Genomic DNA, 7126 nt, shown 5'->3' on the forward strand with positions numbered 1-7126 from the left:
AAACAATTTTGAACGGATAGCCTTAAAAAATGTGTTGTGATTTGAGAGCAACATATCTCAGGCAGGGGTATTCTAATTTAAACTCGAACGATTCTCCACTGTTACAGAACAAATCATTGCGCTAGAATAAAGTAGTACAAATTAAGTAGAGGTTAAGGAATGTTATTAAGAGCAAGCGTGTTGCTTGGTTTATTGGCATTAGCAGGCTGTGAAGATCCGCTTACACTAGCGAAAGTGTGCGACGAAACACCTGGCTTCTGCAGTGATTTAAATAAAGACAGTCACTGTAAAGAGCAACGTGCCGAGGTCATCATTCAACGTTATGTTGAATATAAGTCGCCAACAGACGAAAACAAATACCAATTATTAAAAGACTTTGAGAAATACGATCAATGTGTGTCGCTTGCCGCCAAGATTGAGCATATAAAACTAAAAGAAAAAACTACGTCTCGTGTTGAAGGTCATTTAACAAGCATCAAAGAAATGACACGTATTTTTCAAGATACCAAAAACACAGACCACCCAGGCTTGTTGTATTACCATTGGTCACGTAATAATGACCAATCTGCGTTAACTAAATTACTCGCCTTGGAAGAAAAACAAGATAAACGGGTGACTGAAGATGCCGAAATGCAGTTTTTCTTAGCTAGCTACTACGTGAAGTTTGATGATGAAAAAACCATTGATTTGCTCTACAAAACGCTAGAGCTAAATCAAGCAGGTGAAACACCCAACCCTGAGATCTACCCTACTCTTGTGAGCTTATTCTACAAACACGAAAAGTATAAGCATGCCTACACGTTTGCACGTGTAGCACAATTATCAGGGTATGAAGATGTCGATATTTTACCTATCGAAAATCAACTTGCTGCCGCAGGCAAAAGCCTAGACAGCTTAGATGATTTAGCACAAAAAACCTACGACAGTATCCAAGAAGGAAGCTTCGTATCACCACGCGGGTTTTGATAATTCCAACTCGCTAATGTGCAGTGCTCAGACAAATAAAAAAGGCAGCTAACGCTGCCTTTTCTTATTTTGCTTTGCTTGTGCCAACTTCTACACGAGTTTTTAGCTTTTGACCTGGTCTAAAAGTCACAACTCGGCGCGCCGAAATAGGAATATCTTCACCTGTTTTCGGATTGCGGCCTGGACGTTCTTTCTTATCTCGAAGATCAAAGTTACCAAATCCAGAGAGCTTAACCTGCTCGCCTTTTTCTAGCGCTGAGCGGATTTCTTCAAAAAACGCTTCAACTAAATCTTTGGCATCTTTTTTATTGATCCCGAGTTTTTCAAATAGGTGTTCAGCTATGTCGGCTTTAGTAAGCGCCATATCTAGTCCCTCAACGATGCGTTAAATTGTTCGGCCAGTGCGGCCACCACATTATCAACTACTTGATTGATATCTTTCTCTTCGAGCGTTCTATCAACCGCTTGCAGTGTTAGAGCAATCGCCAAACTCTTATAATTTGGCTCAATACCTTTGCCCTTATACACATCGAATAAGTTTAGGTCAACCAATTGATTTCCGCCAACTTTTTCTATGACATTTAAAATATCGCCAGATTTTACGTGATCTTCCACTAAAATCGCGATATCACGGCGGTTTGACGGGAATTTCGACACTGCCACGGCTTCTGGTAATTTTCTTTTTTCTAGTGCAGACATTTCGATTTCAAACACAAATGCTGTGTTGTTGATATCTAGTGACTTTTGCGCTTGTGGGTGCACTGCACCAAAGAAACCTACTTTCTTACCATCAACATAAATAACCGCTGATTGGCCTGGGTGTAAGCCATCAGACTGCTCTGCTTTTATCTCAAAACGTGACGAATCGTTACTAATAGCTAAAAGTGCTTCAACATCACCTTTTAAGTCATAGAAATCAACGCTACGCTTTTCTTGAACCCAATGTTCACCGTGCGCAAGACCAGAGATTACACCACCGATAACAGCAACTTGGTTTACGCCGTTTTCAGCATTTTCGTCACGTAAGAATTTTAAGCCGTGCTCAAATAAACGGACGCGTGGTTGCTGGCGGTTTTGATTGTAAACTAGCGACGCTAATAGACCTGGCATTAAGCTCACGCGCATTGCTGACATTTCAACCGAAATTGGGTGTGGCAATACAAGCGCATCACTTTGCGGGTGTAAAATTGCTTGTGCTTTTGGATCAACGAAGCTGTAAGTAATTGCTTCTTGGTAACCACGTGTTACAAGCGTATTGCGGAATTTAGTTACCGCAACATGCGACTCGTCATGGTTAGTCATTTTTAATTTAGCAGTTGGTGCAACGTTAGGAATGCTGTTATAGCCGTATACACGCGCAACTTCTTCAATTAAATCTTCTTCGATACGAATATCAAAGCGATAGCTAGGTACGTCAGCACTCCATACACCATCAACAACTTTAACGTCTAAACCTAAACGCGTTAGGATGTCAGTTACTTTTGCATCATCAATGTGGTGGCCAATTACACGGTCTAAACGCTCACGACGTAAACGCACTTCTGTTACTTTTGGTAATTTGTCAGTTGCAACTGCTTCAACAACTGGGCCTGCTTCACCGCCAACAATTTCAAGAAGTAATGCTGTCGCTCGTTCCATCGCATCTTTTTGCAGTGCAAAATCGACACCACGCTCGTAACGGTGTGACGCATCTGTGTGTAAACCGTAGCTACGTGCTTGACCCGCAATAGCGACAGGGTTAAAGAATGCACTTTCTAATAAAATATCTGAAGTTGCTTCAGTTACACCTGACTTTTCACCACCAAAAATACCTGCAATAGCAAGCGCTTTATTGTGATCAGCAATCACAAGCGTTGACTCGTTTAGTTTTGCAGTGTTGCCATCTAACAGAACTAACTCTTCACCCGCGTTTGCGCTACGTACTTTAATACCACCTTCAATCGCATTTAAATCAAATGCGTGCATTGGGTGGCCTAGCTCTAATAACACGTAGTTTGTTACATCAACAACAGGGTCAATTGAGCGAATACCACTGCGACGCAGTTTTTCTACCATCCAAAGTGGTGTTTCTGCATCAAGGTTAATACCTTTAATTACACGTCCTAAATAACGAGGACACGCTTCATCATTCACAAGCTCAATCGATACTTTGTCATCAATCGTTGCAGCAACTGGTGCGATTTCAAGTGTGTTTACATCAACACTGTTAAGTACGCCCACTTCGCGCGCTAGGCCTTTGATACCTAGGCAATCACCACGGTTAGGTGTTAAGTCAACATCAATAATGTTGTCGTCTAGGCTTAAGTACTCACGTAAATCAGTACCGATTGGTGCATCACTTGGTAATTCCATGATGCCATCCCCCTCTTCGCTGATACCTAACTCAACGAATGCGCACAGCATACCGTGTGAAGGTTGACCACGAAGTTTGGCTTTTTTGATTTTGAAGTCGCCTGGTAATACAGCGCCAACAGTCGCAACAGCGACTTTTAAACCTTGGCGACAGTTAGGTGCACCACACACGATATCAAGTAGCTCATCACCACCTACGTTTACTTTAGTTACACGTAACTTATCAGCGTCTGGGTGTTGACCACACTCAACTACTTCACCAACAACAACGCCTGTGAACTCAGCTGCTGCAGGCTCAACACCGTCAACTTCAAGTCCAGCCATTGATAACTGTTCCGAAAGAGCCTGTGTGTCGATTGCTGGGTTAACCCACTCTCTTAACCACTTTTCACTAAATTTCATTTTATATCTTCACTCTTAACGGAACTGGTTTAGGAATTTTAAATCGTTTTCGAAAAATGCACGTAAGTCGTTTACGCCGTAACGCAACATCGTCAAGCGCTCAACACCCATACCGAATGCGAAGCCTGTGTATTTTTCTGGATCAATACCCACTGATTTAAGAACGTTAGGGTGAACCATGCCACAGCCTAATACCTCTAACCACTTGCCGTTTTTACCCATAACATCAACCTCAGCTGATGGCTCAGTAAATGGGAAGTAAGAAGGACGGAAACGAATTTCCATATCTTCTTCAAAGAAGTTACGTAAGAAGTCGTGCAGAATACCTTTTAACTCAGTGAAGCTTACATCTGTATCAACCATTAAGCCTTCCACTTGGTGGAACATTGGCGTGTGTGTTTGGTCGTAATCGTTACGATAAACACGACCTGGAGAAATGATGCGCAGTGGTGGCTGCTCAGTTTCCATCGTACGGATTTGTACACCACTTGTTTGCGTACGTAACACAAGCTTAGGGTTGAAATAGAAAGTATCGTGATCAGCTCGCGCTGGGTGGTGCTCAGGAATATTTAGCGCATCGAAGTTATGAAAATCATCTTCAACTTCAGGACCTGATTTAACCGCAAAACCTAACTCACCAAAAAAGCTTTCAATACGTTCAATAGTACGAGTTACTGGGTGTAAGCCACCTGTTGGCATAACACGACCCGGTAAAGTTACGTCGATCGTTTCTGCAGCTAGTTTCTCTTCAAGAGCCTTACTTGCTAGTAACTCACGCTTTTCGTTAATGGCTGTTTGTACTTCTTGTTTTGCTTGGTTAATCACTTGACCCGCTTCTTTACGCTCTTCAGGGGCAATCTTGCCTAGCGTTTTAAGTAAGCTGGTGATTTCACCTTTTTTACCAAGGTAATTAACCCTGATATCTTCTAGTTGCGCGATTTCATTCGCACTGGCAACTGCCTCAAGTGCTTGCGCTAAAATATTTTCTAAGTTCATTGAGTACCTGGTCTTTCACAGAAGGATTTTTGTAATAGCTAATGATAACTGAAAGCAAGGACTAGATTCTAGCCCTACTAAAGCTTTAACGTTGATTTTATAAAAGGAATTGTTAATTTTCTTTGTGCAGCCATTGAGGCGTGGTCAAGTTTATCTAAAACGTCTAATAATGCACGCATATCACGGCTTAATCGCGTTAATAAAAAGCGCGCGCATTCATCCGTCAATTCAAGGCCACGCATGTGAGCACGGCGTACGAGCGCTTCGGCTTTGTCATCATCGCTCATTGAACGAATTTGTAACGTTGTGCCCCACTTCAAACGCGAAACTAAATCCGGTAGGTTGATATGTAGCATGTCAGGTAATAAATCAGCTGTGACCACAAGGTATTTGCCCGGCTCATTAAAGCGATTGAAAAAGTTAAATAATCCTTTCTCCCATGCATCGTTGCCTGCTACCAAGTGCACGTCATCAATACATAACACGTCAAGGTTTTCGAGACCTTCAAGTACCACAGGGCCGTAGTCAATCACTTCACGCATCGAAAGTAACATGGTTGACAAACCGCGCTCTTGAGCGTGAATACAGGTCGCATACAACAGGTGCGATTTACCTGAATCGCCCAAACCGCATAAATAAGTATATTGAAATTTGTTACTAAGCTTTGTGAACGCATCTTTAAGGTGACTCACTTCAAGCGAGTTTTCGCCACCAAAATAAGAAGTAAATGTTTCATCATCAGGCAAAGTAACAGGTAATGCCATTTGCATTGGTTCTTGCACTGCGATTAAAGCCCCTGCCACTGATATTCAAGCTCATCTTTATTGACTACTTGATAGAAATCACGCGGGTCCTGATACGCTTTAAAGGCACTATCAAGTTCTAACGCTTTTCTAAAATCATTCATGCTGCCAGTGTGATTAACAGTAAATTGAACGCTATCAGGTGTACGCACAGATATTACGGCACGAGTAACAACACTTAAGCTCTCTAAACGGCGTTTAGCAAATTCAATATCTACAAAGTTATTGATACCTTTAAGATAGAAAGTTGCTGTAGCAAGTTGGCCAATCATCGTTGGATCTATTGCGTATTCTGCTGCTAAGCCACCCGCTAAACTATCAATCATATCTGCAACAATTTGCTGCTTATCACCCATCAAACGATTAGTATCGAATAATTCAGCATTAGTGAAACGCCAATCAAGGATCCAGGTTTCTGAATCAGCTTGTTGATACATTCTTGCAGTAATACTGCGCTCAGCACTATAACGGCTTGAAGCTCGCTCTACAGGCTCAGAGAAATTACCCCACACTTCTGGTATCCCAACAATAGCGCGATCTTGTAAATCAAGTAGTGGCACAACCACAGGTAAACCACGACGACTTGCTTTGTCGTATATAAGCTGTTCAAGCTGTGGGTATGATTCTTGAGTAACCAATTCACGGCGCCAGTTATCTTCAATACCTAGCCAGATCGCCACTAAAGGACGACGTGTCCCCCAAAGTGGCAAGCCAAGATCTTTGATTAATGCATTAATCTTATTGGCTTCGAACTTAACGACCAGATTTAAACTGCCATCTGCTTTTTCATCATATTCAAATTTGAGCATGTAATCGGAAATGTCGCGGGTGCGTTGTTTAGCAACCGGGTTTTGATCTGCACTTGTGTCCCCACTTACTTTCACCAACACATTTAGCAGCGCTTCACGGCTTGCTGCCAAACGAGCATCACGTGATTTGTCTGCAACTTTAAGAGTATCTTGATATAAATTAGTCACCTCAACAGCAAAGGTTGAAGCACTCGAAAAAAATAATAATAAACAAATAAGTAATCTAGACACAGGCCATTAGTTCTTGCTTTTAAACTGATTTGATCCTAAATCAAAGCCATAAACAAAGCAAAGTTAATTTAATGAACGGCAGCTGAGCGAGTTCGTGAATTACAAGAGTAAAGTTAACGAGGGGAAAGTTGAAGGAGTAAAGGTTTGGAAGTCTGGCGTAGGTTGGGTAGAGCGAAGCGTAACCCAACAGCGTGGTAATTCGTCATGCAGAATGAAGAGGTAAAGCTCATTAATAAAAGACGAATTAGCGCAAGGTGAAGTAAGCCGTTTAGAGATCGCCAACCAGTTAGACCAGTAGAGATTTTAAGAATTTTTAACCATGGGTTATGAAGAGGGTCACATGGATTGTGTTGGGTTTCGCTCCGCTCTACCCAACCTACCTGGCTGAAAGCTACAAACGCAAAAAGCCCGACTCTTTTGAATCGGGCTTTCTCTTATTTGGAGCCTGGCGATGACCTACTTTCACATAGCAGCTGCTACACTATCATCGGCGCTGTTTCGTTTCACTACTGAGTTCGGCATGGGGTCAGGTGGGTCCAAAACGCTATTGTCACCAAGCAAATTTGG

6 protein-coding genes and 1 rRNA gene are annotated in these 7126 nt (G+C 42.2%); 1 reads left to right on the top strand and 6 read right to left on the bottom strand.

Going from position 1 to position 7126, the window contains the following annotated elements; genetic code table 11:
• The first annotated feature begins 159 nt into the window (after window positions 1-159).
• Window positions 160-966 (top strand): DUF2989 domain-containing protein, encoded by an 807-nt coding sequence (locus IRQ78_RS12915; RefSeq protein WP_166340675.1) that lies wholly within the window; start codon window positions 160-162, stop codon window positions 964-966.
• A gap of 64 nt (window positions 967-1030) precedes the next feature.
• Here the strand turns inward: IRQ78_RS12915 and ihfA are convergent, their stop codons facing one another.
• The 6 genes from ihfA to rrf form a co-directional block, all read right to left on the bottom strand.
• Window positions 1031-1330 carry an integration host factor subunit alpha gene (gene ihfA / locus IRQ78_RS12920; protein ID WP_002960690.1) on the bottom strand — a complete coding sequence of 100 codons (300 nt, stop codon included), beginning with the start codon at window positions 1328-1330 and terminating at the stop codon, window positions 1031-1033.
• Window positions 1331-1332: 2 nt separating this feature from the next.
• Entirely contained in the window at window positions 1333-3720 is a 2388-nt protein-coding gene (gene pheT, locus IRQ78_RS12925; protein ID WP_194442433.1) for a phenylalanine--tRNA ligase subunit beta, read from the bottom strand.
• 15 nt (window positions 3721-3735) lie between these two features.
• Complete coding sequence (gene pheS, locus IRQ78_RS12930; RefSeq protein WP_054552893.1) at window positions 3736-4716, bottom strand: phenylalanine--tRNA ligase subunit alpha; 981 nt, start codon at window positions 4714-4716, stop codon at window positions 3736-3738.
• A gap of 77 nt (window positions 4717-4793) precedes the next feature.
• Window positions 4794-5504 carry a DnaA regulatory inactivator Hda gene (hda, locus tag IRQ78_RS12935; protein WP_171038282.1) on the bottom strand — a complete coding sequence of 237 codons (711 nt, stop codon included), beginning with the start codon at window positions 5502-5504 and terminating at the stop codon, window positions 4794-4796.
• On the bottom strand, window positions 5504-6559 hold the full coding sequence (locus IRQ78_RS12940) for a DUF2066 domain-containing protein (protein ID WP_138618828.1): 1056 nt from the start codon (window positions 6557-6559) through the stop codon (window positions 5504-5506). Before IRQ78_RS12940 ends, hda begins: the two co-directional genes overlap by 1 nt.
• Window positions 6560-7002: 443 nt before the next feature.
• Window positions 7003-7117 (bottom strand): 5S ribosomal RNA (rrf, locus tag IRQ78_RS12945).
• Window positions 7118-7126 lie beyond the last annotated feature (9 nt).

This window comes from Pseudoalteromonas simplex, assembly GCF_015278155.1.
Taxonomy (GTDB): Bacteria; Pseudomonadota; Gammaproteobacteria; order Enterobacterales; family Alteromonadaceae; genus Pseudoalteromonas; species Pseudoalteromonas simplex.